Raw genomic sequence first — 25,176 nt, forward strand, 5'->3', positions numbered from 1 at the left:
GGCGTCCGATTGTTGCCATGCCCGGCTGATCGACTACCGCTTCCATCGCATGCGACTGCGGGAGGCTGCTCTGACCAACGCAACACGCCGTGGCGTTCTCGGCCTGCTCTCGGCGGGCGCAGCGCTGCTGACGCCGCCGGCGCGCGCAGCGTCAGAGACAGCTCCCGCATCGGCGAATGCCGACGACGCCTGCATCCTGACGCCGCAGTCGGAATCCGGTCCCTATTATCTCGATCCCAAGCTGGTGCGCGCCGAGATCGCTGAGGACCGGCCGGGCGTGCCGCTCAGGCTGCGCCTTCGCGTCATCGAGGCCGGCTCCTGCGCGCCACTCCCCGGCGCGCGCGTCGACATCTGGCACTGCGATGCCCGCGGCATCTATTCGGGCTATCCTGGCCAGAGCGACACTCACAAGCTCGACCAGAGCGGAAAGACGTTCCTGCGCGGCACGCAGATGGCCGACGCCGCCGGCTGGGCCGGCTTCAGGACCATCTATCCCGGCTGGTATGCCGGCCGCGCGACGCACATCCACTTCAGGGTGTTTGTCGACGAGGCCACGGTGCTGACCGGACAAACCTTCTTTCCCGAGGCGCTGAACGAGTTCATCTACACCAACGTGCCCGACTACACGGGACGGCCGAAGCAACGGCTCGTCATCAATGCCAACGACCGCGTCGCGACCGAGGCCGATCCCGAACACCGCGCGCATTGCGCGGTGAAGGAGGAGCGCGATCACTATCTGGCGACCCTCACGTTGGCCGTAAGCCGCAACCCGGCCGCCGCGGTCGAGATGCCCACTGGCAAGTTGCCGCCCGCACCCTGGATCAAGGACCGGCTGGCGGCGCTGGTGCCCGGGCTCAAGCGCAGCCCGTTCTGATCATTTTGGCTCGGTGAACTGATAGGCCAGCGCCGCGAGCGGCAGCGCCGTGCCGAGCGCGGCGGCGGCCGTCCAGCCGCCATGCGCATATGCCCAGGCACCGAGGCCGGAGCCCGCCGCCCCGGCGACGAAGAAGGTGGTCATATAGAGCCCGTTCAGCCGGCTGCGCTGGCCGGCGCCGAGCACGAACAGCACGCGATAGCCGAGGATGAGGCTGAGCTGCGCGCCGCAATCGATGGCGATGGCGGCGATCACCAGCGTGGCCAGCGACCCGTTCGTTCCGAGTGGAACCGAAAGCGTCAACGCGAAGCCGATCGCGCACATCAGCATCGATGCGACGGTCGCCGGTCGCGTCCAGCCGCGATCGGCGATGCGGCCGGCGACCGGCGCCATGATCGCGCCGGCGACGCCGGCCAGCGCGAACAGGGCGATGCCGGTCTGCGACATCCGGAAATCGGACCCGGCCAGCAGCAGCGGGGACGTGGTCCAGAACACGCTGAAGCCGCCGAACAGCGCGGCCTGGTAGAGCGCGCGGCGGCGCAGCGCCGGCGTGTCGCGATAGAGCTCGACCATCGAGCCGAGCAGCTGGCCGTAGCTCAGCCGCGCCCGCGGCTCACGCGGCGGCAGGGCGAGGCGCAACACCCCGGCCAGGATCACCATGGCAAGCGCCGAGGCCGCATAGATCACGTGCCAGGAGGCATGCGCCGCGACGAAACTCGCAAGCGGCCGTGCCAGCATGATGCCGAGCATCAGGCCGGTGGTGACGTTGCCGACGGCGCGGCCGCGGATCGCCTCCGGCGCCATATGCCCGGCATAGGGGATCAGGATCTGCACCGCGACCGAGCCGAAGCCGATCAGCAGCGCCGAGAGCAGGAATGTCGACGGGCTCGTCGCCAGGGCCGCACAACCGAGCGCGGCCGCGCCGACGATGATGGTCATGATGACGAGCTTGCGGTTCTCGATGAGATCGCCGAGCGGCACCACGAACAAGAGACCTGCGCCGTATCCGATCTGGCTCATCGTCACCAGCAGTCCCGCGAGCTGCGGCCGCAGCCCGAGGTCGGCGCTGATCGGCCCGATCAGCGGCTGCGCGTAATAGATGTTGGCGACGATCAGCCCGCAGGAAAAGGCCAATAACAGCGTGATCCAGGCCGACAGCGAGTCGCCGGAATCGGACGTGATGGTGGTCAACGCGGATCTCTCTCGGACTGAACAGGCAGGCCATAGGGCCTTATGAGAACGGAGGCTGTCGAGCTGTGATTTTGCATCGCAGCATTCAAGCCCGACATAGGTGCTGAGGTCCCCGCACCAATTCACGTCTGCGTGGGCGCGGCACCGGGCAAGCCGTGATCAAAAGCGAGCGTGCCCGACGAGCCCTGCGGACGTCGAGCCGGCGCCGGCTACTGCGCGCCGCGCGCCTCCGTCTCCGTCTCGGCGGTCCGCCGGCCGCCGATCAGTCGCGGCAGCAGCATCGGCACCCGCCGGCGGTAGCGCTGGTAGGTGTCGCCGAACTGGGCGATCAGATCGCGCTCCTCGAGCTGCAGCCCGACCAGGATGTAGGCCGTGCTGAGGGCGGCGAACAGCAGGTGGCCGACCGACATCTCCGGCGTGGCCCAGAAGGCCAGCAGGAAGCCCAGCATCAGCGGGTGGCGCACCAGCCGATACAGCAGCGGCGTTCTGAAAGGTTGCGCCGTCCCGGCGCTGCCGCGGAGGGCGAGCACGGCCTGGCGGAGGCCGAACAGGTCGAAATGATCGATCATGTAGGTCGAGGAGAGCGCGATCAGCCAGCCGAGCCAATGCACGCCGGTCAGCACGCCCGCGGCGACACCCTCGACGTGCCAGACCGGACTCGGGATCGGACGCCATTGCCAGAACAGCAGCAGCAGGATCAGGCTGGACAGCAGCACATAGGTGCTGCGCTCGGCCGCCGCCGGAATGATGCGCGTCAACGCGCGCTTGAACGCCGGCCGCGCCATCACGCTGTGCTGGATCGCGAACAGCGCCAGCAGCAGCGCGTCGATGACGACGGCCTCGGTCACGGCGCTGGACACGCCCACGTCGATCGACTTGGCCGTGAGATAGTTGTAATTGCCGACGAAACCGACCGCCCACACGAACGACCCAAGAAAGACGGCATAGCTCGCGACGGCGTAGAGCATGATGAGGAGACGCCCGGACATGAAGGTTTCCTTGTTGCTGCGAGGACGGCGTGGCCGTGATCGAGACGTCCGATCCTGGGACCGGTCGCGACTCGCGCGAGCCTGAGCCCTATCAATCGACCGTCCCCCGAGCGTCCCCCGGACGCAGCCACCCAGGTCGCACCCCCGATGGTTCAGTTCCGCGTCCGGACATTAGGCTTTCCCGAGCTGCATCGCGACGGCCAGCCGTGCCCGCTGGCGCTGCGCAAGGGCCTCGCTCTGCTGGTCTATCTGGCGGAGGCCAAAGGCCCTGTCGCGCGGGACATTCTGGCGACGATGCTCTGGCCAGAGTGTTCCGAGGAGGTCGCGCGGGCGCGGCTGCGCCGCCTGCTGCACCGGCTCCAGCTCACACTCGGCGACGGCTGCCTCACCATCGATCGCGCGACGATTCGGTGGGCGGAAGCGGTCGAGCTGGAGGTCCAATCGGCGCTGTTCGAAACGGCTTGCGACCGCGGCGAATTCGAGCTGGCCTGCCGCCTCTATTCCAGTGACTTCCTGGACGGCTTCGCGCCCGGCGACTGTCCGCAGTTCGAGGAATGGGCGTTCTTCCGGCGTGAAGCCTTGCGCGGCCGGGCGGTCCAGGCGCTGGAGCGCGTGGTGCGGGATCGCAGCGCGGCCGGCGACCATGCCGCGGCTGCGGTCCACGCCGGACGCCTCGTCGCGTTCGACCCGCTCAGCGAGGTCTATGGCCGCGCCCTGATCCGCAGCCTGATGCTGGCCGGCGACCGCGCCGCCGCCCAGCGCCATCTCGACGCCCTGACGCAGCGCCTGCGCGACGAGCTCGGTGTCGCTCCCGAAGCGGAGACGCTGGCGCTGCTGGCGCAGGGCGTTGCGGCGCCAGGCGACAGCGCACCGCCGACGCGCTATGTCCTGGGCGGCGGCGTTCATCTCGCCTATCAGACCTACGGCACAGGTTCGCAGGACATTCTGCTGCTGCCCGGCTTCGTCTCGCATGTCGAGCGGATCTGGGAGGAGCCGCACTGTCGGGCCTTGCTGTCCGCGCTCGCCAGAATCGGCCGCCTGATCCTGCTCGATCGCCGCGGCATCGGGCTCTCCGACCGGGTCGGTTTCAGCCCCAGCGTGGAGGCGACGGCGCGCGACATCGCGACCGTGCTCGACGCCGCCGGCAGCCGGCGCACGGTGCTGCTCGGCGCCTCCGAGGGCGGACCGGCCTGCATCACCTTCGCGGCCGACCATCCCGAACGTGTCGCCGGGCTGATCCTGTTCGCCTCGCTCGCCAAGGGCAGCGCCGCGCCCGGCTATCCGCATGCGCTGCAGGCCAGCCAGTACGGCATCTGGCTGCGGCAGCTGGTGGCCGAATGGGGCGGCCCCGCCGGCATCGAAACATTCGCACCGAGTCTGGCTGGCGATCCCCAGGCGCGCGCCTGGTGGGCCGGACTGCTTCGCGCGGCATCCAGCCCCGGCGCCATCAAGGGCCTGCTCGAAGCCTTCAGGGATACGGACGTCCGCCACCTGCTCGCCCGGGTCGCTGCACCGACCCTGGTGCTGCACCGTCGCCACGATCGCGCCGTGCTCGTCGGGGCCGGGCGGCATCTCGCCAGCCATATCCGTCACGCGCGCTTCGTCGAGCTCGACGGCGCCGACCATTGGATGTTCGCCGGCGACCAGAGGCCGGCCCTCGCCAGCATCGACGCCTTCATCGGCAGTCTGCAGCCATAAGCAGGATCGCCCGACGGACGAGAAGGACGTCGTCCGGTGCTGCTCACGCTCGTGATCCTGTTCGGCCTCGGGCGGGTGCTGTTCTGGCTCGGCTATGCCAGCGGCGGCGCGGGCCGCGCCTTCGGCTTTGCGCTCACCTTCTACCCCACAGCATTTTCGCTCATCGTCGGCTTCGCCATCGTGTTGACCGGACGCGCGGCCTAGCAAGGCGCGCCCTGCGGGGCGCGAGCACTTCGAGGTTGCAAAAATGCGGCGTCACGGCATGCTGACGCCGATGCCCGAGAAAGCCCCTCCTCCCAACGATACGCCGCCGGACACGCCGCACTATCACGGCCACCGTCAGCGGCTGCGCGAGCGCTTTCACAGCGCCGGTCCCGACGCGCTCAACGACTACGAGCTGCTGGAGATGGTGCTGTTCGCCGCGCTGCCGCGGCGCGACGTCAAGCCGCTGGCGAAGGCGCTGCTCAAGACGTTCGGATCGTTCGCCGAGGTGATCCACGCGCCGGAGCCGCGGCTGCGCGAGATCGACGGCGTCGGCGACGCCTCGATCACCCAGCTCAAGCTGATCGCCGCCGCCGCGCACCGCATCGCCAAGGGCGAGGTGCGGCAGAAGCACGCGCTGGCGTCATGGCAGGACGTCATCACCTATTGCCGCACCAGCATGGCGTTCGCCGACAAGGAGCAGTTCAGGCTGTTGTTTCTCGACAAGCGCAACCAGCTGATCGCCGACGAGGTGCAGCAGACCGGCACCGTCGATCACACGCCGGTCTATCCGCGCGAGGTGATCAAGCGCGCGCTCGAATTGTCGGCCACTGCGATCATCCTGGTGCACAACCATCCCACTCACGTTTCCACGTGCATGTTCGGTCACGCTTAATCACTTAAAATCATTGTATATTTCTTGATTGCGAGTTCTGGGCCGCAGTACCTTTGGTGAGCGGAACGAGAACATAACCGTCCCCACTTACCGTCCCCAGTCTGGAGCGTGCGACGCGAGATGGCGAACATCACCGAGAGCATCATTCGGCGTGCGTTGAAGGAAGTAGGGCGCACGGGCAAGCAGCGGCTGCTAGTCGATGGCGAGGGCCACGGCACTGGCCGCCTGGCTCTCATCCTCAAGCCAATGCCTACCCGCGTCACGGCAACCTGGATGGCACAACAGTGGCGCAATGGCCGCAGGATCAAAACGACGCTTGGACAGTACCCGGCGATGTCTCTCGCCGATGCAAGAGTCATCTTCGATCGTGACTATGCTCAAATCATTCTTGACGGGCGTAGCCTCAAGGTCGCGAGAGATAAGCGCCCTGGTACTGTTGCCGATCTCTTCGCTGGCTACGTTTCTTATTTGAAGAGCGAGAACAAATCGTCGTGGTCCGATGTGGAGCAGCAGCTCAATAAGGCGGCCAACATTATTGGGCGCCATGTGCTGGCCCGCGAGGTGACGCCTGATGACGTGCTCACCGTACTCCGCCCGATTTACGAGCGCGGCAAGCGATCGATGGCTGATCATGTCCGCGGCTATATTCGGGCCTCGTTCTCCTGGGCGCTCAAGTCGGAGCACGATTATCGGAGTTCGTCGCCGCGCCGGTTCAGCCTCGTATCAAATCCTGCCGTTGCTATACCGACTGAGCGAAAGGTCGCCGGGACGCGCTGGCTCGACGAAGATGAATTTCTGCGGCTCTACCGCTGGCTCGAATGTCCTGACGCGCCAGTACACCCGCCGTACACGCAGGCAGTCCGCATAATCATGCTTACCGGACAGCGCGTGGAAGAGATAGCGCGCTTGCATGTCCATCAGTGGGACGCGCAAGAACTCATCATCGATTGGTCCAGAACGAAAAACGGAAAGTCACACGCTATCCCCGTTCCCTCGGTGGCTGCTGATCTTGTCCAGAGCATTGCACCGAATGAACACGGTTGGTTTTTCCCGTCCGCGATGGACCCGACAAGACCCGTGAGTGCAGGTACACTGTACTCGTTCATGTGGAGGCAACGGGAGCGGGAGGTAATCCCGATTGTCACCAATCGCGACTTGAGGCGCACCTGGAAGACGCTGGCCGGAAAGGCAGGAGTCCCCAAAGAGATCCGCGATCGCATTCAGAATCATGCGTTTCACGATGTTAGCTCAAAGAGCTATGATCGCTGGAACTATATGCCCGAGAAGCGTGCCGGCATGGCCAAATGGGACCGCTTCATCCGTTCGCTGCTCGCGAGAAAAGCGCAGCGCCCGGCGGCCTAGAAGTTGAAAGGCAGACATGGGCGTGCCGCGACTGCTTGAGGCACCTACGCCATCAGCCCCCACGTAGGCTCGTGGGGGCCCGGCAAAAACTCCTGTTGATGTTGTCCGCTAGACTAGCTCCTCCGGGATCTCCGCGAAGGAACTTGTAGGAAGTCCGCAGGCTCGACTTCAAGCACCTTGGCGAGCTTCACCATAAGTTCAAGACCCACGAAGCTACCGCCCTTTTCCAACTTGCTCATGTAGGTCCGGTTTACGCCGGCCTCATGGGCCAACGCTTCCTGAGAGTATCCCTTCTCAGTTCGGAAGCGGCGAAGGTTCGTCGCAAAAACATGGCGATAATCCATGTCTTAGACAACATCGATGTCTGTTATTGACCCACCGCTTTAAACAGACAAAAATGGGCGCGCCGGATGGTCCGAAACGTGAACGGACTAAACCACGATTCCGGTGCATCGGCCTTGGCAGGCCTTATCGAATTCGGACGGTCAAGATGCAGGACAAGCAATTTTCCCAAGATGGCGTTATTTTCAGTTCGCCGCACCACGAGCCTTCGTTCCCCCCGACGACGGACAGCGATGCAGATCTCCTCGCTCTTGAGGCTCAATTCGACAGCCTCGTCGCAGAATTGCGGGCTGCACAGAACGCAAGCGGCAAAACAGCAATTGATCCTGATGGCCGGTTGCGCGACAGGGAGGATGTTCAAGCTGGAATCGAGTCTTACACCGATCGCGAAGGACGAACGGACAAGACGGAGGCCATCTTAGCTCGTCTATACCCGATTGAGCGAGCAATCATGACTACCCCAGCGCGCACAATCAAGGGATTGGGCGTCAAGGCCCGTCATGCGGCTTATGTGATGTCCCACTACTGGGAAGAACCTATCGAGCAGATCGATTGGGACGCGCGAGCCATGCGCTTACTAATTGAAGCTGTTTGTTGGCTTGCTAAGGTACCTGTGCCGGGCTGCGTAGCCGAGACCGAAATCTCGCCCAAATGCTGCAAGCATACCGCCCCCTGACTATCCGCATCGCCCACATCTAAAGGCCGGGGTTCTCCTGGTCTAACCTTCGAGCATGCGCTCGTCCTCGACTACCATCAAGCTAAGTGTATCATCCACACTGATCTCCATCGTTTCTTGTGAAAGTTGTGTGGATTACACTCCCCTCACTCTAGTTGATCCGACGAGGGCGTTTAGATCCTGGGGATCAAGTCCATCCGAGACCGCTTGAGGACCCTCCTCGCCTGTTTCAGGAGTCACTCCGGAAAAGGCCAGGGCGTACCATCGGACGATTCGCCGTCTGAAGGAGTGGCTGACGACGCCCCTGCGGGCGGCAGCTCTTCCCACAACGACGCCCCCATCGCGGATCCGGCGGAAGACCAGTTTGGCATGGACCCGTTCGCCGCTGCTCTCGCAACCGGCATACTTGGATTCTCGGCACCGAACGGAAGCGTGATCGGCCTCAACGGCCCCTGGGGGTCCGGCAAGACGAGCGTGGTAAATTTGATGCGTCGCCACCTTAGTGACGCGGTCGAGGCCGGCGACATTGTAGTCGTGGATTTCACCTGTTGGTGGTTCAGGGGCGAGGAGGCCCTCGCCCTCGCATTCTTTCGCGAGCTCTACGCGACTCTCGGGCCGGCGCTCGGCGAACGATTCAGGAGTGCGTTGCCGAAACTCGGATCCCGGTTGCTCAAGGCCGGCGGCCTGGTCGCTCCGGCGTTCGATTTGGTGGGCGCTGCCGGAGCAGGAAAGGTCGCGTCTGGCGCGATGAATTGGGTCGCCGAGCTCATTAAGCAAGACGACACGGTAGAGAAGCTATACCGGCAAATTTCGAAGGCGCTCGAAGATCAGGATAAGCGCTTTCTAATCATAGTCGACGATATCGATCGTCTCGCTCCGGACGAGGCCCTACTGATCTTCCGCCTCATCAAGTCGGTCGGGCGGCGCCTAACGTGATCTATCTGCTCGTGTTCGACCGCGCCCTTGCGGACGCGATTGTCGAGGCCGAGTATCCCTCCGAAGGACCGCAGTATCTCGAGAAGATCATCCAGGCGAGCTTTGATATTCCCGCGCCTCGCCCCGAAGATCTCCGCGACCAGCTTCTCCGCCACATCGAGAGGATCTGCGGGGCTCCGTCGGCCGACGACCTATTGGACTTCATGAATATCTTCTACGACGTCGTGGCGCCTCAGATCCGCAGCCCGCGCGATGTTGTCAGAGTGACGAACGCCCTATCAGTCACGTGGCCTGCCATCGGCGCAGAGGTAGATCGTGCAGATATGATCGGCCTTGAGACGCTCCGTCTGCTCCGGCCCGAGGTTTACCGCGGCATCAAGGGGAACAAAGACCGGCTGACCGGTGGCGGCGACCGCGGGAACCTTCGCTACTCGGAAGACCAGAAGAAGGATTACGACGCCTTCCTGCTTGGTAACGTCGACGCGAAGGATAAAGATCAGCTCCGCGAAGCTCTCAAAAGGCTCTTTCCGCGGCTCCAGTCCGTCTGGGGAAACCTTTCCTACGGTGACGACTCGATTGCCGGCTGGGAGCGTCGCCGGCGACTTTGCGCCGCTCCGTGGTTCGATGTCTATTTCCGGTTGTCACTTGGAAACGACGTGCTGCGGAAGGACGAGATCGACACCCTCGTCCGCCGAGCCGGCGACGGTGCGTTCGTCAAGGACAGCCTGCTCGGTGCGATCGACGTGTTAAGACCCGGAGGCGGCACGAAAGCCGCCCTGATCCTGGACGAGCTTAACCTGCATGCGGATTCCGTCGCTGATGTCGACGTCCAGCCGCTGCTGACCGCCATCTTTGGGATCGCCGATCGGTTGATGGTGCCGGCGGATCAGGCCAAGGCGTTCTCGATCGGCGACAACTACCTCCGGATACATTGGCTCCTGCGCAGGCTCACGCTCACCCGCTTCGATCTGCGGGCGAGATCGGCGATCCTGCTCGCCGCCTCCGAGAATGCATCAATCGGCTGGCTAGTCGACCTTTCCGCCTCCACGGATGCCGCGCATCAATCGCGTGAAGGGAAGGAGCCGAGGCCCGCACATGAGCTGATCACCACCGAAGAGGACGCCAACATTCTGAGGAGCAGAGCACTCGAAGGAATACGCGTGGCTGCAGCGTCTGGTGCCCTCGTCGCCAATCGCAGGCTCGCGCACATGCTGTTTCGATGGCGGGAGCTCGCCGGCGACGACGGCGAGGAAGTCAGGCACTGGACCAAATCGAAGCTGGAGAACGATCGCAATGTCGTGGCTTTCGCTGAGCGCTTCACCACGCATGGCTGGAGCCACAGCGTCTCCGATCGGGTCGCACAGCGCATGACAGTGGTGCACACCGAAGGGCTGGATTCGATCGTCGACGCGCAGTTCTTCCGCGAGCGCGCAAAGACTCTGCTGTCCGATAAAACGCTGTCCAACGAAGATCGGGCAGTGCTGTCAGAATTCGAGGCCGCTTGGTCGAGACAGGAAAAGAGCAGTCGCCGCTGACGCCCCGAGTACGGTGACGAGTTCAATTTCAGTATGACAGTTGGAGCTGGTTATGGTGGCATCGATAGTCATGCGCGCTCGTCAGGATACTTATCCTTGATGTTGGCATTGAAATAGATCCCATGAGAGCTTGCTTCCATCAGTCGCTCGTACTCAAACAAAGGGACATTGAAGTAGCGGTATACCGCGCCACTCTTGAACTCAACCTCCAGGGTCGAACTATCTTCATCGTAGCCGACTGAAACCAAATTGGATGATACTACAGATTGGCGCTCCATTCTCTATTTTCCCTTCTGGCCGTTCTTCCACTTTGAATTCTGCGCACGCCACGGGCCACTAAGGTTGACGTAGTTTTCTTTTTCTCTTTCTTTGGCCCACGCTTGTGCGACTCTTGGGTCTTCGCTACTCGGCCGCGCATCTTCAGGTGGCAACGTAATACGACAACGAATTGGCAGCTTTGCCGCTTCCCCGGTGATGATGGCCTCGCCAGTTCGCAAGACAGGCAAGCTGTCCATCAAGCCGCTAAGACTATCAGGTAGCGCGGATTGAACTTTGGTGCGATCACCTGAGTTCGAGAGCCGGAGGGCAATGAAGGTCCCGCATTGGGAAAGAATAGTATCGTCAATCTCTGACGGCCGTTGACTGACGATCATTGCGCCCACGCCAAACTTGCGTCCCTCCTTGACGATACGCTGAACCATCGCCTTGGCGGGACCATCGGCATCCTTGCCAAGATAACGGTGGGCCTCCTCCATCACGACGAGCAAAGGCCGCTGACGGCCGCCTTCAGTGGCTTCGCGCCCCCAGAACAGCGCTTCGTATAGAATATTGAGGATGCCGCCGATCAGATGGTGAAGGACTCCGCTAGGCACTCCCGAAAGATCGAGAATGCTTATGGGCTTTTCCGCACCGAGCCAGCTCTCAAGTAGCTCCGGCAGATCCTTCTTTGTTTCGTCGTTAAGGCCCGGCTCCCAGTCGCCAGGATGGAGCATGAAGTCGTATTGCCGGTCGAGCAACCGCGACCGCACTTGGTCGAGTTGCCGCCGAATTGACAGCACACCCGTTTTATTCGCAAAGGGCGGCGTATTTCCTTGGCCAGGCAAGGGATAGATAGGCGCGATGAGTTTGTTTGGATCACCCGCCTTTTGGATTGCCGAATTAATTTGGGTGTTTTCCTTCCACGTCTTTATCTCTGGATCTAGCAGATCAAACCAAAGCTGTTTCAAGCTAAATGGAAGGGGGCTATCGAACGTAAGCGAATTGATGTCGACGCCATCGAACTTTCCGCCCTTCGCCAATTCCGCTTTCTTTGCAAGAATTCGATCTGTGATGCTCGCGAACGCAGGGTCACTAAGTTTGCCCATCGTGAAAGCGAGCAATTCCGTTGTGTCCGTGGCCCAGTACGGAATGAACAAAGGCTTTTCATCGTCCGACGGCGAGACACGAAAGACGTGCGCAATCTTTTTCAGGGCAGTTGCATACTCTCCATGAATGTCGAGAAGCAGGATACGCGTGCTGGGAAAAGCGCTTTTGCCGCTCGGGGAGTGAACTATGGCACGCAACAGGCTCGCGATCGTTGTCGACTTTCCTGCGCCAGTCGATCCAAGTACGGCGCTGTGTCGAGTAACAAGCCGATCCAAATCAATCCGAACCGGGATACTCTCTGCCCCTGCTAGCCTGCCAATAACGACCTGGCCTTTTTCTGCAGTGCCGTAGATCTTCGCGAGATCTTCCTCAGTGACGAGATGCACTTCATCGTTTATCGCTGGATACTGGCTAATCCCGCGCTCAAACGCTGTCTCAACAATTTCTCCCACGAGCTGGATCGTCATCCAGCGTTCCCCGCGCGAACTCAAGTTCTCCGCAGCTTCCGGTGTGGCTGTAGCGCCAACGTCCGCGATAATGCCGTAAAGGTCGTGGTACCCTTGCGGTATGCGGACGAAGCTGCCCACTTGGCCAACGCGGTAGCTGCGCCCCCCAATGATGGCTATGCCCGAAGCCACGCCTTCAGACTGACGAACGCTGATCGCCGCCCCTGAGACGGCTCCGACATGCCCGAGGAGCGTCGGCGCAATCATGGAATTGCCCCGGAAGCCATCGCTGGAGCAGAGACGGCAGTGGGTGAAGTTGCGGCGGGAGCAGGAGTGAGAGCTTGCATCGAACGTGATGCCGCAAAGAAGCGGCCGAAAGTCTCGATGGCGCCCAATGTGAACTGCGCAGGCCCACCCGACTTCAGAGGCGACCAATAGGTCGCTCTAATCGGCGCCCAGTCTTTGCTGGGGAGCTCGGTCGAGACCTGCCAAGGTCCCTCGATACCATTTACTACCGCCTTGTCCGGAGCATAAACGCTTAGATTCGGGCGGCGTCTTGCGAGGTCGCAGGCGGCAACTTCGTCGATGAGGGATTTGTACTGAAAGGCAAACACGCTAGCCGAAGGGTTCGCAGCTAGCCCCTCGTCGATACGAGCTGAGACATGCGCGTCCGCATAGGAGAACCCGATCGAAATGAGGAGGGTATCCGGCGTCGCCAAGAAAGCCCGCAATCGGTCAAATAGCGCAGCATACGGTGCCTTCTGCGTCTGGTCGTACTTCAGATGTTCCGGAAAAACTAAATGTGTGGCCGTCTCACTTCCGGTTCGAATCACTTCGTCCTTGCCGCTCGCCTTCCATCCGAGCGAGCCATGCAGCTTCCACAGTCTCGTCCAGCGCGGTGGGAGGTCATTTCCGGCGACAGATACTGGATCGAAGAATGGTTCTCGTCCACCGGTGAACCCGTCGAAGTACGGCGCCCGGACACCCTCAAAAGCCTCCTCGAAGAGGAGATCGTAGTTCGTCGTAAATATTTCGACGGGATGGTCCCGAGATATGCCTGTGATCCAGTTAACGAGGTCGTTGTAGGCGCTTCCCTTCGCCGGAAGACGAACGTTCACGATCTTTCCGATTTCCGCGCAAATGTCTTCACCAAAGGTTTTAAAGCCATCGCCATCAAGGCCATGAATCTTTGATTTCCCAATTACCTTGCTGAGAGACCGGATTCGCGAAAGAATCGTTTCAATGTCGTGCTTATCCAACTCAGCTTTGAGGGCGTCAATTTGGCTACCATATTTTGGTGCCAATGCCCCGAGAACCTGTTTTGTGAGCCCTTCCACAGCGGGGATGAGCGGATACGTGCCATCGTCCTTTGCCGTGCCGGCTCCCGCTCCGGCCCCCACCAACAGGCCAATGCGCTTTCTTCCCTGGGCGATAATGGTCCGCAACGCGGCCATGTACTGGTCTGGATTGTGTATGCTGATGCTCAAGGCGTACCCCCGACGTGCAATCATTTGACTACACCACCCAAAGGATATCGTCCACAAACGATCGTCTAGGTTGTTAATTGGCTGGTCACTGGCAGCCGACGTGCTGTTCGAGCGCTGGCCGCCAAAGGACGAAGCTAAAGCCGAGGCCGCCGGCGATCATGGTGAAGCAGCCGCTGGAAAGCTGGATTTGCCGATCAGCCATCCGGCGACGAAGTTGCCGGAAATGGTCGGCCTCTATTCCAGCTAACTCGCGGTCGGGTGCTAAGCGTAAGATTTTGGCCGCTAGTTATGTTCGTCGTGAGTTCTTCGGCCTTTTGTGGAGCCGAGATGTGGCACGATGGTCGTAGGTCGGAGATATCTTGGCGGAATAGCGACTTCCTAAAAATCACCTAGAAATGGAAGCTCCCGGCCCACAGCGAGGAGCTCCTAAAGGCAGGATTTTTCGCAGGAGAACGCGCCATTTTCGATCTTGTCGGCCTCGCAAGACTGGCTGCTGACCTCGATTGGCAATAAAGCGATACTCACTCAGCCGCCTCGCCCTTCAACTCCGCAAACTTCGCTGCCATTGTGGGATTACCCTTGGTCAGCTTCTTGATCGTTACATCCTGTGCCTTGTCATTCGCAAGGCGCAGGTTGCGGTCTGAACCGATCAATGCATCCTTGGTTTTCTGGAGATGATCGATGGACTTATCGATCTCCGCGATCGCCGTCTGGAAGTGCCTGGAAGCAAGATCGAAGTTTTTAGCAAATCCGTTCTTAAACGTTTCCAGCTGGATTTCAAACTGCGTGATGTCGATATTCTGCGCCTTCACAAGCGCCAGCTCGTTCCTGTACTTCAATGAATTCAGAGCAGCGTTCCGCAGAAGTGTAATCATCGGCAGGAAAAACTGCGGCCGAATGACGTACATCTTCGGATAGCGGTGGAAGACGTCGACGATGCCCGAGTTATAGAGTTCGTTATCGGGCTCCAGCAACGAAACCAGGATCGCGTATTCGCAGCCTTTCTCATTGCGATCCCGGTCGAGCTCCTTCAGGAAATCCTCATTTTTGCTCTTCGTCGCAGTCCGATCACTTTCGTTCTTCATCTCGAACATGATGGAGATGATTTCGGTCCCGGCATCGTCTGCGTCCCGGAAGATGTAATCGCCCTTGCTGCCGGTCCGCGCATCGTTGTCTTTCTCGAAATATGCACGCGGAAAGGCCATCGAGCGTATCCGGTTAAACTCGGTCTCGCAGTGCTGCTCGAGGGTCTCACCGACCATCTTGGTCGAGAGGCGGGCCTTCATGTCCTTGAGGCGCTCGATCGCGTCATCGCGATCCTTGATCTGCGTTTCGTACTTATCCTTGAGCGACTTTTCAGCGAGCTCCTTCTCCAGTTGTACCTGCTTGATGCCGTTCTTCAGCTCATCGCGCTCTTTTTCGAGAGCGCCTACCGCTTCGGTCACGGCGAGCTTTTTCTCAAGCTCGACGGCCTGAAGCTTGGCCTTCAGCTGGCGGATCTCCTCCTCCTTGGCAGCAGATGCCTTGTGAACCTCGGTAGCCAGAAGCGCCTCGGCAAGCTCGGAGGCGGCCTTCTTCTCGCGTTCGGCTTGCGCAAGCGCGTGTGAGAGCCCGTCGCGCTCCTTTTCCACGGCACTGAGCGCTTCGGTGATGGCAAGTCGCCGAGACACCTCGGTCGCCTCAAGCCTGACCTTCAACTCCTGGATCTCGGCATCTTTGGCAGCCGCGGTCTTCTGCAGATCGCTGTTCAGCTTGGTCTTGGCCAGTTCCACAGCGCTCTGTTTCTCGCGCTCAGCCAATTCGAGGCGGTCGTGTAGCTGCCGGTCGAAGTCCGCGTCTCGAACCTGCTTCAGGATCTCGGCATAGCCAGATTCGTCGACCTTGAAGGCCTTGCTACAGTGGGGACAGATGATCTCGTGCATTTTCCTGTCCGAAGAGCTGGGGGAGCGACGGCTGTCCAGAATGCTGGGGATGAACCCGGCCCGAGTCGGCCGGTTGGCATTCATTGGGCTCCCAAATTCATGAGAACAAAATTAGAACATGCCGTCTGAAACCGTCAAGCAACGCGTAAAGGATCCGCGCATTTTCCCCCGGTTTTCCCGATTTAGGTGAGCTGCTGGGGAAGAAGTACGAGAAAGCTGCCTAAACGGCAGGCTCTCGGATACCTAAGGAAAGGAAAAGGCCTTATCCTTTACTTAGACGAATCGTAAGGAAAGGATCGCTTGCTTGGCCACCCCGTCAGGAACCCGCCTGCGCCCCCTGTAAACGCCCTTGCGCTTAGCCACAGCGATGCCTTCACGCTGGCGCTCGCGGATAGGCGCCCGCTCACATTCGGCACAGGAGACCATGACGTTGAGCAACAGCTGGGACATGGGCGAAGGGCTCGGCCGTGAACATCAAGCTTTCCTTGACGATTTGCTGGTCACCGATTTGGTCAAGGCCCCTATCGCGCGATGAGCTTGCTTGGAGAGGAAGCGGCAACGGTCAGAATGAACCCGCGCGCCTGGCGTGAACTCCGGCAGCGAGCAGCAACGCCACTGCCATCGGATCAAGGACGGCAACAAGCGCCAGCGTGAGCAGCCGGACCGCCCGCTCAAAGTCCGCGGCGGGTATGCCAATCAGCTCGGCGAGATATCGTATTGGTCCGACCTCGGCCTCGGCACGCCTGCGTTGCGCGTCAACCTTGGCTTTTTCGATCTGTAGATTAGCGAGAGCCTGGGACTCACGAAGGCGTTCTGCCGCGATGTCGGCACGTTCGCGGCGCCTCTGGTCAGCAATCGTCATCGCTCCGACCGGCCGGCCAAGGCGCGTCGCCTCATCGATGGCCGCGTCGATCTGGGCAATGCGCCGGTCAATGTCGGTGACCACTCGGCTCTGCATTCCGAGGCGGGCCTCAACGTCTGCGGTCCTGTCGGCAAGGGTGAGATCTATGGATGCCATATGGTCGAGGTGAGCGCGGGTGAGGAAGCCGAATACGCCAACGGCGTTCAGGCCCATCAACACGCCAATCATCAGGACGAGGACGAACCTCAGGAGGGACGGCGCAGACGTCCAATGCTCCGTCAGCCAAGCCGCCGCCACGAGCTTTCCGGCCTCCAGCACTGCGCCCATGATGATGACAGGCCAGAAGGCTCCGGCAAAGATCGCGGTCAGGCCGTCGATGGAAAAGGCAGCCGATACACAAGCCAGCGCCAGAGCGACTATCAAAGCAGCGAGCTCGACGCGTCTCGGGGAACGCTGGGCTTCCTCCGCTCCGGATGTCCCTGTGACGCCGGCGGCGTCCGTAACGCCAGGGGTACCATCTGTAACGGTCGGTGTTACGGTCCCCGTTACAATGATCGCTTCAGCGTTACGACTGATCAGGCCGCCGCGCTCCCAGGCTTTCAGGCGACGACTGGTCCGCATCCTATTCCAGCCCCATTGGCGCCCGAGCTCAGCGGCGCTGAACGTCACGTATCCCTTGGGCTGGGAGCGCAGCCAGGCCAGCGCCTCCATGTCATCGAATGGATGGGGCGGAAAGGACTCGGTCATGATCAGATGCTACTCCTTGCGTCTCGGCCCCGCGCCATCGGAGGCCCGCGAAAGGCCGGCTGCTGAAAAGCGATGACGCTGACCAAAGTGGCCGGAACGAGGAGCTGCCTGCCCAGCCCGGGATCGGTCATCCCTCCTGCTCGCCCCCGTGGAGAGAAATACAGAGAGGTCCTGGGCGTAGTGGTGCCAGATGGTGGGCGATTCTGACGACTGCTTGGCGAAAGCGGACCAAGCCTCGCGAGCCATGGCCTGCGCGTAGGTGTCCTGCAAAGGTGGCATGTCCGAAGCCAAAGCGGAACGGCCAAATTGCGCGACGTCGCGCGCTACAGCCCTCCCCTTAACGGCCACGATGCGCTGTTGCTGCCGACCTGCCGCCGATCGACATTCGATCTGAACCGGCCATATCGGCGATTTTAACACCAGCTTTCCTCGATGCTGCACCGATGCGTGTTGAATTGATGCTGGAGGGCAGTCCGACTGCCCATCTCGGATCTGCGGACGAACAGCATCGCCGATGCAGTTCGGTCACTCTGGTTTGTCTCGATAGATCGCTAAGACCCTGCGCTCGGATGCCAACGGCCCAACCGGAGCCGCAGCCAAAGATGCAGCCTGAGACTCACGACCCGTGTAGCCACCGGGCGGTGTCTGAGCGCAGTTCAGCCTGGAATTCGAGAGGAGCGAGCGTAGAGCGGGTTCAACGGCAAGATAAAAGCGCCTCTCCGCGGCGTAGACTCGGCGGTCGTAAGTTTTTGAGGTTACTTATCGCAGCACGGCACTGCTCCAACACTCATAGTGTTGCTAGAGGAAGAAAGACCTGAGAGATCAATGTCCCGAATGGCACTAATCGCAGCTTAGCGAACTAGGTCGCAGAATTGGGACATACCTAGCCAAGCGCGCATGGAAGGCTGCTACAGGGCTAACGGAGCCCGTCAAGGCTCGCCCTAAGCGCGCGGCGAAGCCGCTGACGGGCCTTGACCGGATTGCGGCTGGCCCGGACCTTTTCCTTCGAGGCGCCAATGGCTTCTTGTGAGCGGGGCTGCACTGATCACAACGCGAAGCAGTCCCGCGGGTCAGCTTTCCCATGAAGAACAGAAACGATCCAGGTCGATCCGAGGCGACACGATTAACCCAAAGCCGACGTTTGCGGCCGCATCAGCGGATTATCCGCTTTTGACCCAAAGCCGATCAGCGGCAGCATCCCCGGCGAAAGACTGGTTTTGGTCCAGAGACATCCGCACTTTGTTCAACGGCTCCTTAGCCCACGCGGACGGTATAGAGAATTTTTTGGCGAATTAGACCAGCAATCGGTTACTATCACCAGACGATACTGAGCAGCTGCTTCCACACGCTATAGCCGCAACTCGCGAAGGCACTCTGCCAGCGAATGACGCACCCCAGCCTGTTCTAATCAATCCAGTTGCTGAATGTATTTGCAGCGCTGGGCCGAGCATATGCGCGATCAGAATTGCGATCTGTCTGGGCATCGCTGAGAGGACAAACAACCTGCGCCCGCGCTTCGTTGGTTGCGGATAGACGAGCTGTACGACGGGCTTGGCGTACGAAGGCCATAATCCTTCGCGCGCCCCGAGGTTGATGCATCCTGCGCTGACCCATCGGCACACAACCCGCCGTCTTCATTAGCGTCGCTAGGCCTCGAATAAGTTGATCCGTTTTGCGTCGATTACCGGTCGGCAGACTCGATGAACGCGGCCACCTCCCGCGGATGAGACAGCATCACTGCGTGGCTGCTATTTATTTCTTCCACTCGCGCACCGCTTCGCTTAGCCATCTTTCTCTGTGAACTGGGGGTTATCATGCGGTCCTGAGACGGGATCAGGAAGGAACTCGGCTTTGCCTTCCAGCCCACTTTTGTGGTCTTGGCTTCGACGGCTTTCAGTCCCCATGGCACTTGCGCGGCCGCCATGAACTCAGTCAGCGCCGCAGGGGAATCCGCCGCAAAGGAAGTCGGGAACTTCACGGGATCGACCAGCAGGTAACCGTCTTGCGGCGGCAGCAGGGGCGCCTTCGCCTCGCCAGGCTCTGCCGGCCAGTCATTCAGGGATGCGGCAGATTCGCCGGCGTCCGGCGCAAAGGCCGCGATGTAAGCCAGGCTCTTGACCTTCGGATTGTCGCCAGCCTGTGTGATCACCATGCCGCCATACGAGTGGCCAACCAGCACAACAGGGTATTTGGCTGCTGCGATCACGGCTTCCGTGGCGGCGACGTCACCCTCGAGCGTGATGGTCGGATTCTGGACCACCAGCACTTCGTATCCGCCCTTTTTAAGGAGATCGTATACCGCTTGCCAGCCTGAGCCATCGACAAACGCGCCGTGCACAAGGACGACCGATGTCGTTTTCTGTTGCTGAGCTCCCGCGGAGTTCGACGTGATAGCGAGCGCGCACATTGCCAGCAGAGATGCCAAATAGTTCACAGGAATTCCTTTCGTGTTGTGGGGCGTCGTGATAGATCGGCTACCTTTAAGTTCGTGCGAAAGTCTTGCGTCAGGGCCGTTCATTCGTTCGGTCGAGGAAGTCGCTGATCAGCGGCGCCATCACGTCGAGTTGGTCCTCAAGTGCGAAGTGACCGGTGTCGAGGATGTGTAACTCGGCGTCTGGCAAGTCGCGCAAATAGGAATGTGCGCCGGCTTCAGCGAAGACCTTGTCGTTCTTGCCCCAGAGGATTAGAGCGGGCGGCTTCCTTTCGCGGAAAAACGCTTGGAACGCCGGATAAAGCGGGATATTGGTCGCGTGGTCGTAGAGCAGGTCGAGCTGAATGTCCTTATTGCCGGGACGATCCAGCAGCGCTTGGTCTTGCACCCAATTGTCAGGACTTATGCGCGTCAGATCGCGGACGCCATCGGTGTATAGGAATTTAGTCGCGCGGAGAGAGACGAGGGATGAAAGCGCATTCCTCCGCTCCTCCGTTCCTTCCCTCCAATACGCCTTGATCGGGTCCCAAGCTTCCCGCAATCCTTCTTCGTAAGCGTTGCCGTTCTGGATGATGAGGGCAGTCACGCGCTCCGGATGCTTGAGGGCGAGGCGATAGCCGACCGGTGCGCCGTAATCCATGACGTACATGGTGTAGCGTTTCGCTCCGAGTTGATTCAGCAAGGCGTCGATCATCTCGGCATAGTTCGCAAAACTATAGGAAAAGCGGTTGCGATCCGGCGCATCGCTTTGCCCGAAGCCGGGGTAATCCGGCGCGATGATACGGTATCGGTGGGCTAGATTCGGAATCAGATTGCGGAACATGTGTGAGGACGTCGGAAAGCCGTGCAGAAGGAGAACGACGGGCCCATCTGCTGGCCCAGCTTCGCGGTAGAACACGTTCACGCCGCTGATGGCGGCCGTGCGGTAATGAACGGTTAAATCGCCTACGCTGCCGCCGGGCATTGGCCCGCAACGATGAGCGGGCGTTGCCCCCGGTCCACATGCAGAAGCCGTGGACCTCCCGAGCGATGGATGTGCGCTTACAATGGTTAAGGCGATGAGAGTCGCGCAAGAAAGGCGCATGGCAACTCCTTTATACGGTACGTCGTTCCTCAAACCCGATTATCTCACGTCTACGGATTCCGCGATTACTGCCGTACGTTCGGCCAGTTCGGGAACCCTGGCCAAGTAGGCCTGGTAATGTTGCGAGGCGCGATGTGCTTCGACCGCAGTGATATCTCGGTAGAGCTCATCAAGGACGTAACGATGATCGTTCGAAGTGTCGCGCCAAACGTCCCAACGCAGATTACCGGGCTCTGCCCTGCAATGCGGCGCAAGGCCGACCAGAAGTTCTCTCAGCTCATCGCTTTTGCCGGGGTGAGCAACCAGAAGAGCAGTAATCTTCGACGGCATCGCGATCGACCAAAACTTTTCAGAGTGACTGCTGGCTTCAGTTCAGCCAGGCGATGTTCGGCTGCCTGTCTTATAATTTTCTCAGTGCTGCCAGCAGCTCTTTTGCCAGGCGCCCGGCTGAGGCGGGATTCTGGCCGGTAATGAGACGTCCATCGACGACAACGTGAGGTTCCCAGTTTGCCACGGACGTATATTCGGCGCCCTCTGCCCGCAGGGCGTCCTCAAGTTCGTAGGGAACATCTTCGCGCGCGTAGTCGTACTCTTCCTTCTTCGAGAACGAAGTCAGCTTCTTGCCCTGCACGAATGGCTTGCCATCGCCAAGGTCCACCCCGAGAAGCGCGCACGGACCGTGACAAACGGCCGTCACGAATTTTCCCGTGCTCCAGGCGCGCACGACTGCATTTTGAACGATGGGGTTACGCTGGATGTCGACCATCGGCCCGAGCCCGCCGGGCACGAGAATGGCATCAAAATCCGCAGCATCCACCTCGGCAAGTTTGCGGCTGCGATTGAGGCGGCGAAAAGCCTTGCTTTCAAGAAAGGCCTTTTCCGCAGGATCTTTCTCGTCGTAGGCATCGTAGGGCGTCCATCCGCCTCTCAAGGAAGCGAACTCAACGGCGATGCCTGCCTTGTCAAGAACATCGAACGGATGCGCGACCTCGGCGAAAAAGAAGCCCGTCTTACGATTTTGCGGGCCGATCACCGCTGCGTTGCTGACGATAAACAGGACGTGTTGAGTCATGATTCGTTTCCTGGAGGTATCCATAAAGTCGAAGAGCGCCGCAACGACACTACCCGCGCGGCCCAGAACCGTATTTCCGAATCCTGCGGGATCATGAGCAATCCCTGCGGTACTCCGCATCGGAACGATCGGCATTCACCTCGATCTGGCCGCAGCACAACTCGCGATACTGCCCCGGCGTAAGGCTTACGGCCTTGCGGAAGACGCGCGTGAAGTTTGCTTGCGAGCCAAAACCGAACTCCAGGGCGATTTCGACCAGCGACAGTCGGTTGCGCGCGAGCTCGTGCCGCGCAGCCTGGACGCGCCGATCGGTCACGTATCGGTGCGGTGACAATCCCGTCGCCTCGCGAAACAGCCGGGAGAAATGATAGGGGCTGAGACAGGCCTGAGCCGCCAGATCCTCGAGTCTGATTTCGTCTCCCAGAGACGACTCGATATAATCGAGCACGCGCTGCAGGCGCCGTGGATCGAGCGACGGAGACCTGTCGGGCGCACGCCAGCGGTCGATCGTATAGTTGCCCAGGAGATGCGCTGCAAGCGCGACTTGAATTCCCTCCACGAACAGCGCGTCAGTCGACTGGCGCGGACGATGAAGCAGATCCCGAAGCGGCGAGCAGATGTGGAAGAGCACCTGGTCCGTCAGACCGTGGGCGTAGGCGATCTCGATCCTTGCCGGATCGATATTGAAGTCCGCAAGCGCGCTCTGGTCCAGCAGCGCCGGCGGGAGGTAGAGGTGAAGACACTCCATCCGGTCCGAAAGCTCGAGATGGCTCTCCTGCGTCCCGACCGGAACGAGGTAGCTCATGCCGGGGCGCGCGAGGCTTTTCTGGACTTCACCGTTGCCGGTGCGACACACCATCCCGCCGCCGGACAGTAGCATTACCAGTTCGGTGCAGATAGGCACCGGCGTCGCCTGGCGCCCCGCTTCGAACTTGCGATGTTCGATGCTCAGCCCTGGCCAATCGTTGGCCGCCGCGAGCTTCTCGCTGTTCTGGTACTTCTGATCTCCATGAGTCACGAGTGCCATCACGACCTCCGCAAGTTGCGGCGAATCCCGGCCCCGTATCGCAAGAGAGCGATCATTCCATCCGGTAAATGAGTGCAGCCCCGGCCCGCTGCCACGCCGATCCTGAATTTCTCACAAGGACCGATAGCGAAGTCCAGAGGCGGCACGGTTAAAAGAAGTAAAAGGCAAGCAAAGCAAAAGGTTGGAGCACGCGCACCGCCGCTTCGAGAGCTGCTCTCATCGAAGATGAGCAAGATGCGTCCATCGTCGCGCAGGAATCGGGAATACCGCAACTTCTCAGCTGCGCTAATGAAGCTCATCAAACGGCAATGTCGCCGTATCAAGGATCGGAGCCTGCTATGAAGCCGCTTATTTCCGCGCTTGTTGCAATGTCGATCGCAACGGCCGTCCCCGCGGTGGCCGCCGAGAAGACCGTTTCCATCGTCCTTGTCCACGGCGCTTTCGTCGACGGCTCGGGCTGGAAGGACACCTACGACATTCTCTCGAATGCGGGCTATGAAGTGCTCGTCGTCCAGCAGCCGACGATCTCGCTTCGTGACGATGTCGCGGAGACCGAACGCGTGATCGCCAAGGCGCGGCATCCGGTCATCCTCGTCGGACATTCCTATGGTGGCATGGTCATCACGGAGGCCGGCGACAATCCGAAGGTTCAGAGCCTTGTCTATCTCGCGGCATATGCTCCCGACGCCGGAGAGTCTGTCAGCACGCTGTCGGAAGGCTCAGTGCCCGCCGGCGAGCAAAAGGGTCCGCTCGTCGTCGAAGGCAACTTTATCTTCGTCGACCGCGACAAATTCCCGACCTCTTTCGCCGGCGGCGTCGACGCTGCGACCGCGCGCTTCATGGCTGCGGCGCAATTGCCGTTTGGATTGCAGGCGGTGCAGTCCAAGGTCGACCGCGTGGCCTGGAAGACCAAGCCGACCTATTACATGGTCACGATGGAGGATCACATTATCCCGCCGACCTGGCTGCGCACCATGGCCAAGCGCTCGGGCGCGAAGGTGACGGAGATCAAAAGCGGCCACGCGGTGATGCTGTCGCATCCGCGCGAGGTCGCGGCCTTCATCAGAAGCGCGGATACCTCCGCGACCGAATGAGACGGGCGGCGCCGCGCACGGGCGGACTTGCCTGTCGCAGACGAGGACACGCAATATGGCCCTCAAGAATATTCTGCCGGGAAGATTGGGCTTCGGCGCGGCGCCGCTCGGCAACATGTTTCGCGACATCCCGGAGCAGGAAGCGCTCGCGACGGTGAGTGCGGCCTGGGACGACGGCATCCGCTATTTCGACACCGCGCCCTTCTATGGCGCGGGTCTTGCCGAGATCCGCATGGGCGCCGCGCTCGCCGACCGGCCGCGAAGCGATTATGTCGTCAGCACCAAGGTCGGAAGATTGATCCTGGACGAGATCGAGGATGTCGGCGCCCGCGACCTCGGCGAGAAGGGGGATGTGTTCAAATACGGGCGTCCGAACAAGATTGTGAACGACTATTCCGAAGACGCGACGCTGCGCTCGATCGAAGACAGTCTGAAGCGGCTCGCGACCTCCCACATCGACATCGCCTTCGTGCATGACGTGGCGCAGGACTTCTACGGCGACGAATGGCTTTCGGTGTTCGAAAGCGCACGCAAGGGGGCGTTCAAGGCGCTCGACCGGCTACGCGACGAAGGCGTGATCAAGGCGTGGGGCCTCGGCGTCAACCGGGTCGAGCCGATCGAACTGCTGCTGGCGCTGGAAGAGCCGCGCCCCGACGGCTTCCTTCTCGCGGGCCGCTACACGCTGCTCGACCATGCGAGGGCGCTTCAGCGTGTGATCCCGATGGTTGCGGAGCATGAGCTCGCGATTGTCGTCGGCGGCCCCTACAGTTCGGGCGCGCTCGTCGGCGGCCCGAATTTTGAATATGCGCCGGCGCCCCCGGAAATCATCGACAAGGTGGGGAGGATCAAGGCAATCGCCGACCGCTACGGCATCAGCATGAAGGCGGCGGGCCTCCAGTTCGTGCTGGCTAACCCGGTGGTGACTGCCGTCATTCCCGGCGCGAGCCGTCCAGGCCGCATTGCCGAGGATCGCGCCGCGCTCGAGGAAGTCGTCCCCGTCGATTTCTGGCGCGAGCTGCGCTCGCAGGCGCTCGTCAACTCCGCAGCTCCGCTCCCCGGTTGAAGTGGGTGTGAGAGGGTGGTTCGCCGAGGTTCCGACCAATGAAGCGTCGAGATTGTGAGCACAGCGGTTCTTCGCAAGCCAAAAAAATAGCCACAC

At 60.9% G+C, this 25,176-nt stretch carries 25 protein-coding genes; 11 read left to right on the top strand and 14 right to left on the bottom strand.

Annotated features, from left to right (window positions below; all coding sequences use genetic code 11):
• Nucleotides 1-70 precede the first annotated feature (70 nt).
• The gene (locus ACQR0W_RS07225) at nt 71-874 is read left to right on the top strand and encodes an intradiol ring-cleavage dioxygenase (protein WP_315752320.1); all 804 of its coding nucleotides are present in this window, start codon (nt 71-73) and stop codon (nt 872-874) included.
• Here ACQR0W_RS07225 and ACQR0W_RS07230 read toward each other — a convergent pair whose 3' ends face one another.
• Nucleotides 875-2,065, bottom strand: a complete 1,191-nt coding sequence (locus tag ACQR0W_RS07230) for an MFS transporter (protein WP_316169616.1) — start codon at nt 2,063-2,065, stop codon at nt 875-877.
• Nucleotides 2,066-2,274: 209 nt separating this feature from the next.
• A complete protein-coding gene (gene mddA / locus ACQR0W_RS07235) occupies nt 2,275-3,054 on the bottom strand; it encodes a methanethiol S-methyltransferase (protein ID WP_316169617.1) in 780 nt (259 codons plus the stop codon).
• A 147-nt stretch (nt 3,055-3,201) separates the two neighbouring features.
• On the opposite strand from mddA, the gene ACQR0W_RS07240 reads away from it, so the two are divergent.
• The 4 genes from ACQR0W_RS07240 to ACQR0W_RS07255 all read left to right on the top strand — a co-directional run bounded on the left by ACQR0W_RS07240 (nt 3,202) and on the right by ACQR0W_RS07255 (nt 6,991).
• On the top strand, nt 3,202-4,752 hold the full coding sequence (locus ACQR0W_RS07240) for an alpha/beta fold hydrolase (protein ID WP_316169618.1): 1,551 nt from the start codon (nt 3,202-3,204) through the stop codon (nt 4,750-4,752).
• Nucleotides 4,753-4,788: 36 nt separating this feature from the next.
• Complete coding sequence (locus ACQR0W_RS07245) at nt 4,789-4,956, top strand: hypothetical protein (protein WP_316169619.1); 168 nt, start codon at nt 4,789-4,791, stop codon at nt 4,954-4,956.
• A gap of 70 nt (nt 4,957-5,026) precedes the next feature.
• On the top strand, nt 5,027-5,629 hold the full coding sequence (locus tag ACQR0W_RS07250; protein WP_316167390.1) for a JAB domain-containing protein: 603 nt from the start codon (nt 5,027-5,029) through the stop codon (nt 5,627-5,629).
• Between the two features lie 120 nt (nt 5,630-5,749).
• Nucleotides 5,750-6,991, top strand: a complete 1,242-nt coding sequence (locus ACQR0W_RS07255; protein ID WP_434840676.1) for a tyrosine-type recombinase/integrase — start codon at nt 5,750-5,752, stop codon at nt 6,989-6,991.
• 113 nt (nt 6,992-7,104) lie between these two features.
• On the opposite strand, the gene ACQR0W_RS07260 is transcribed toward ACQR0W_RS07255, so the two are convergent.
• Nucleotides 7,105-7,335, bottom strand: a complete 231-nt coding sequence (locus tag ACQR0W_RS07260) for a helix-turn-helix domain-containing protein (protein WP_006613587.1) — start codon at nt 7,333-7,335, stop codon at nt 7,105-7,107.
• A gap of 146 nt (nt 7,336-7,481) precedes the next feature.
• Here ACQR0W_RS07260 and ACQR0W_RS07265 point away from each other — a divergent pair, with 146 nt between their 5' ends.
• The 3 genes from ACQR0W_RS07265 to ACQR0W_RS07275 all read left to right on the top strand — a co-directional run bounded on the left by ACQR0W_RS07265 (nt 7,482) and on the right by ACQR0W_RS07275 (nt 10,480).
• Entirely contained in the window at nt 7,482-8,009 is a 528-nt protein-coding gene (locus tag ACQR0W_RS07265; RefSeq protein ID WP_434840675.1) for a hypothetical protein, read from the top strand.
• Nucleotides 8,010-8,297: 288 nt separating this feature from the next.
• A complete protein-coding gene (locus tag ACQR0W_RS07270) occupies nt 8,298-8,945 on the top strand; it encodes a KAP family P-loop NTPase fold protein (protein WP_434840674.1) in 648 nt (215 codons plus the stop codon).
• Nucleotides 8,942-10,480 carry a P-loop NTPase fold protein gene (locus ACQR0W_RS07275; protein WP_434840673.1) on the top strand — a complete coding sequence of 513 codons (1,539 nt, stop codon included), beginning with the start codon at nt 8,942-8,944 and terminating at the stop codon, nt 10,478-10,480. Before ACQR0W_RS07270 ends, ACQR0W_RS07275 begins: the two co-directional genes overlap by 4 nt.
• Before the next feature lie 68 nt (nt 10,481-10,548).
• Here ACQR0W_RS07275 and ACQR0W_RS07280 read toward each other — a convergent pair whose 3' ends face one another.
• The 3 genes from ACQR0W_RS07280 to ACQR0W_RS07290 are packed head-to-tail and all read right to left on the bottom strand — an operon-like array spanning nt 10,549 to nt 13,778.
• Nucleotides 10,549-10,758, bottom strand: coding sequence for a KTSC domain-containing protein (locus ACQR0W_RS07280; protein ID WP_434840672.1), 210 nt, complete (start codon nt 10,756-10,758; stop codon nt 10,549-10,551).
• Between the two features lie 3 nt (nt 10,759-10,761).
• Nucleotides 10,762-12,558, bottom strand: coding sequence for an ATP-binding protein (locus ACQR0W_RS07285; protein ID WP_434840671.1), 1,797 nt, complete (start codon nt 12,556-12,558; stop codon nt 10,762-10,764).
• Nucleotides 12,555-13,778 (bottom strand): SIR2 family NAD-dependent protein deacylase, encoded by a 1,224-nt coding sequence (locus ACQR0W_RS07290; RefSeq protein WP_434840670.1) that lies wholly within the window; start codon nt 13,776-13,778, stop codon nt 12,555-12,557. The genes ACQR0W_RS07285 and ACQR0W_RS07290 overlap by 4 nt, the downstream gene beginning before the upstream one ends.
• A gap of 100 nt (nt 13,779-13,878) precedes the next feature.
• On the opposite strand from ACQR0W_RS07290, the gene ACQR0W_RS07295 reads away from it, so the two are divergent.
• Nucleotides 13,879-14,025: a hypothetical protein gene (locus tag ACQR0W_RS07295; protein WP_434840669.1), complete on the top strand. Its 147-nt coding sequence runs from the start codon at nt 13,879-13,881 to the stop codon at nt 14,023-14,025.
• A 274-nt stretch (nt 14,026-14,299) separates the two neighbouring features.
• On the opposite strand, the gene ACQR0W_RS07300 is transcribed toward ACQR0W_RS07295, so the two are convergent.
• From ACQR0W_RS07300 to ACQR0W_RS07335, 8 genes are all read right to left on the bottom strand, one after another.
• On the bottom strand, nt 14,300-15,700 hold the full coding sequence (locus tag ACQR0W_RS07300; protein ID WP_434840668.1) for a DUF2130 domain-containing protein: 1,401 nt from the start codon (nt 15,698-15,700) through the stop codon (nt 14,300-14,302).
• A 273-nt stretch (nt 15,701-15,973) separates the two neighbouring features.
• Nucleotides 15,974-16,150: a recombinase family protein gene (locus tag ACQR0W_RS07305; RefSeq protein ID WP_434888669.1), complete on the bottom strand. Its 177-nt coding sequence runs from the start codon at nt 16,148-16,150 to the stop codon at nt 15,974-15,976.
• A gap of 112 nt (nt 16,151-16,262) precedes the next feature.
• Entirely contained in the window at nt 16,263-17,309 is a 1,047-nt protein-coding gene (locus ACQR0W_RS07310; protein WP_434840667.1) for a hypothetical protein, read from the bottom strand.
• 1,681 nt (nt 17,310-18,990) lie between these two features.
• The gene (locus ACQR0W_RS07315) at nt 18,991-19,716 is read right to left on the bottom strand and encodes an alpha/beta hydrolase (protein ID WP_042340409.1); all 726 of its coding nucleotides are present in this window, start codon (nt 19,714-19,716) and stop codon (nt 18,991-18,993) included.
• A gap of 97 nt (nt 19,717-19,813) precedes the next feature.
• Nucleotides 19,814-20,704: an alpha/beta fold hydrolase gene (locus ACQR0W_RS07320; RefSeq protein WP_015669963.1), complete on the bottom strand. Its 891-nt coding sequence runs from the start codon at nt 20,702-20,704 to the stop codon at nt 19,814-19,816.
• Nucleotides 20,705-20,863: 159 nt separating this feature from the next.
• Entirely contained in the window at nt 20,864-21,154 is a 291-nt protein-coding gene (locus ACQR0W_RS07325; protein WP_315706373.1) for a putative quinol monooxygenase, read from the bottom strand.
• A gap of 70 nt (nt 21,155-21,224) precedes the next feature.
• On the bottom strand, nt 21,225-21,896 hold the full coding sequence (locus tag ACQR0W_RS07330; RefSeq protein ID WP_015669964.1) for a type 1 glutamine amidotransferase domain-containing protein: 672 nt from the start codon (nt 21,894-21,896) through the stop codon (nt 21,225-21,227).
• Between the two features lie 91 nt (nt 21,897-21,987).
• On the bottom strand, nt 21,988-22,923 hold the full coding sequence (locus ACQR0W_RS07335; RefSeq protein WP_434840666.1) for a helix-turn-helix domain-containing protein: 936 nt from the start codon (nt 22,921-22,923) through the stop codon (nt 21,988-21,990).
• A 338-nt stretch (nt 22,924-23,261) separates the two neighbouring features.
• Between ACQR0W_RS07335 and ACQR0W_RS07340 the strand changes: the two genes are divergently transcribed.
• Both ACQR0W_RS07340 and ACQR0W_RS07345 read left to right on the top strand, forming a co-directional pair.
• Nucleotides 23,262-24,017, top strand: a complete 756-nt coding sequence (locus tag ACQR0W_RS07340) for an alpha/beta fold hydrolase (protein ID WP_015669966.1) — start codon at nt 23,262-23,264, stop codon at nt 24,015-24,017.
• Nucleotides 24,018-24,072: 55 nt separating this feature from the next.
• Nucleotides 24,073-25,080 carry an aldo/keto reductase gene (locus ACQR0W_RS07345; RefSeq protein ID WP_434840665.1) on the top strand — a complete coding sequence of 336 codons (1,008 nt, stop codon included), beginning with the start codon at nt 24,073-24,075 and terminating at the stop codon, nt 25,078-25,080.
• Nucleotides 25,081-25,176: the final 96 nt, after the last annotated feature.

The organism is Bradyrhizobium sp. HKCCYLRH1034 (assembly GCF_051168375.1).
Taxonomy (GTDB): domain Bacteria; phylum Pseudomonadota; class Alphaproteobacteria; order Rhizobiales; family Xanthobacteraceae; genus Bradyrhizobium.